Here is a 2,716-nt window from a genome sequence, read left to right as displayed (position 1 = left end):
AAGATCTTGGTCATGGTGCTACCTTCCTCAATTCAGCGAGAAGCCGGGGCGTGCATCGCTGCCCGCGTCGGCGGTCTTCGGCTTGGACGTCTTCTTGGCCTTGTTGGCCGGCTGCTCGGGTTCGAGCAGTTCGCCCACCTTCGGTGCGACATTGGCGTCGGGCACCTGACTGGGCTTCGGACGATCGCCGCCGGTCTGGCCATCGGACTGGATGTTGCCGAGCAGCTGCTGGCCAAGGTTGGCGGCCTGGAAGCCGTCGGTCGGCAGCTTGATGTCGTTGGCGTTGACCGGGTGGACCAGATATGGCGTCACGACGATCACCAGCTCGGTCTGTCCCTTGCGGAATTCGCTCGAGCGGAACAGGTTGCCCAGGATCGGGATGTCGCCAGCGCCGGGCGCCTTGTCGATGGTCGACTGGGCGTTGTTGCTCATCAGGCCGGCGATCATGAAGCTCTGGCCAGAGCCCAGCTCCACGGTGGTTTCCGCGCGGCGGATGGTCAGTGCCGGGATCTGGAAGCCGTTAAGCGTCACCGCGCCTTCCGACGAAAGCTCGGACACTTCCGGGCGGACGCGGAGCGAGATGCGGCCATTGGCCAGCACCGTCGGCGTATAGGCAAGGCTGACACCGAAGCGCTTGTATTCGACGGAAGTCGTGCCCAGACCCTGGCTGATCGGGATCGGATATTCACCGCCGGCAAGGAAGTCAGCTGTTTCGCCCGAAAGCGCCGTCAGGTTGGGATTGGCGAGCGTGGTGATCAGGCCATCGCGTTCGGCAAGGTCAAAGGCCGCGCCAAGGTCAAGACCGAGGAACTTGCCGAAGCCGCCGAGCAAGGTCTTGCCGTTGGCGCCGTTGAAGGTGACCGATCCCGGGATTGCCGGCGAGGTTGCCGTCGCCGGGACGCTTTGCGTGACCGTGAGCGCGCCCTGGCGGCCGCTTTGGACGCCGAACTTGAAGCCGCCGGTGCTGTCCTTGGTTACAAGGTTGCCGCCGATTGCGCGAACCAGCGAGCGGCTGACCTCGGCAAAGCGGACCTGCAGGTTGACCTGCAGCGGCGTGGCCGTTTTCAGGCGGGTGATGACGTTGGCCTTGCCCATGAAGGCTTCGACGAGGCGCTTGGCTTCGGCGGCGTCTTCAGGAGCGGCGACCGTGCCCGTCAGCAGGACCGTGTCCGTGCCAAAGGTATTCACGCCGATCTTGGCGTCAGGCATGGCGAGGTGCAGCATCTGGTCGACGCTATCGAGGCCCGAGTTGACGCGGACATTGGCTGACCAGATGATCTGACCCGCAGCGTTGCTGGCATAGACCGTGGTCGTGCCGCCGGACTTGCCCATCAGGTAGAGCTGGCTGGCCGACTTGATCTGCACGTCGGCGACCTTATCGTCAGCGACGAAGACGTCTGCCATGCGTCCGGGAACATTGATCAGCTGGCCGCGGCCGATGGACAACGGAATGTCCTGGACTGCGCGGGTAACCGACTGGGCCTGGACAGTGCCGGCCGGTGTCAGGGCCAAGGGCACCGAAACGCATGCAGCGGTAAGCAGGGTGGTGAGCAGGCGTTTCATGGTCTTGTCCCTCGAAATCGCGGCGGGGTGGTGAAGGGCTGGCGTGGTCATGGCTTACTTCCCGATCTCTTCAGCCGTGGTGGTCTTGCCGCGGGTAACGCGAACCACGGGGCCGACACGAATTATGGGGAAGCTGCCGGCAGGCGCCGCATTCATGACGTTGCTGGTCGGGCGGGCACCGGCGGACCGGGCGCTGGGCATCGACGTGCGCTGGAAGCGCGACACGTCGCCACCGGTCGAGAACGAGCCCTTCGATTCATCAGGGCGGTTCATCGCCATGGTCAGGATGCGCTCTTCCTCCTGCTTCGACACACCGGTCGGGATCTTGACCGCGCCGCTGGCGACGAGGCGTTCGAGCTCGGCCTGATTGTCAGCGATCGAGCGCAGCGCCAGGCTGAGCGTGCCGATGGTTTCGGCAACCGCGATCTTCTCGGCGATCTTCGGCGTCACTTCGAGCGTGACCGTGCGGAATTCGCGGACCACCGTCTTGCCTTCGACCACTTCACTGTCGGTGGCCTGGTCGGTGGCAAGAACACGCAGGTTCTTGAGGATGGTCTCGGTCGCTTTCAGCGCCTGGGCATCTTCACCGGTGCTGCGCACGGTTTGCGTAAGCATCAGGTCGATGTGATCGCCCGGGAAGATGAAGCCGGCCACGCCGGTGCGGGCCGAAACGTTGATTGTGATGGCGCGCATGCCGGGGCCAAGCGCCGCCGCAAGGAAACCGCGATCGCCGGGCTTGACAAGCGAACCCTGAGTCAACGGAGACCCTGCGGTCATTGGATTGCGGACCACTGTGCCGAGCAGCTTGGCCATATCGGCCTCGCCTTCTACAAAGTAGGCGTCCTGCACCATTTCCTTGGGCCACATCTGGAAGGCTATCGAATCGGCCGTGATGATCGTGCCGACCGGAAGCGCGCGCTGGGCAACCAGCACCTTTGGGCCTTGCGGAACCGCCTGCTGGGCGGCTTCTGCCTTGGGCGCGGAAGCGCCGGCAAACAGGCTACGAGCAGCCAGCGCGGTTCCGATCGCAATGACCAGTGCGCCAAGCAGCAGCAGGAGTTTCTTCTTGTCCATGGCTTTTCAAGCCCCCTTTGGGATTTCCCGGATACAGTCCGGAGAATGGTGCCAATTGGTTAAAATCAGGTTCACCCTG

The 2,716-nt window shown here is 63.8% G+C and carries 2 protein-coding genes; both read right to left on the bottom strand.

Features of this window, described 5'->3' with window-relative positions; genetic code table 11:
• Positions 1 to 27: 27 nt before the first annotated feature.
• A complete protein-coding gene (locus tag RMO89_RS20255; protein WP_310535451.1) occupies positions 28 to 1,614 on the bottom strand; it encodes a type II and III secretion system protein family protein in 1,587 nt (528 codons plus the stop codon).
• A 3-nt stretch (positions 1,615 to 1,617) separates the two neighbouring features.
• Positions 1,618 to 2,637: a Flp pilus assembly protein CpaB gene (gene cpaB, locus RMO89_RS20250; protein WP_310535450.1), complete on the bottom strand. Its 1,020-nt coding sequence runs from the start codon at positions 2,635 to 2,637 to the stop codon at positions 1,618 to 1,620.
• Positions 2,638 to 2,716: the final 79 nt, after the last annotated feature.

It is taken from the genome of Novosphingobium sp. (assembly GCF_031424035.1).
In the GTDB taxonomy this organism is placed as follows: Bacteria; Pseudomonadota; Alphaproteobacteria; order Sphingomonadales; family Sphingomonadaceae; genus Novosphingobium.
The sequence above is the reverse complement of the archived record's forward strand: the minus strand, read 5'-3'. Positions and strand labels throughout refer to the sequence as shown.

Bases quoted from the DNA above. Each gene is read 5' to 3' on its own strand.
- RMO89_RS20255 (WP_310535451.1), bottom strand. From the start codon at position 1,614: ATGACCACGCCAGCCCTTCACCACCCCGCCGCGATTTCGAGGGACAAG.
- cpaB (WP_310535450.1), bottom strand. From the start codon at position 2,637: ATGGACAAGAAGAAACTCCTGCTGCTGCTTGGCGCACTGGTCATTGCG.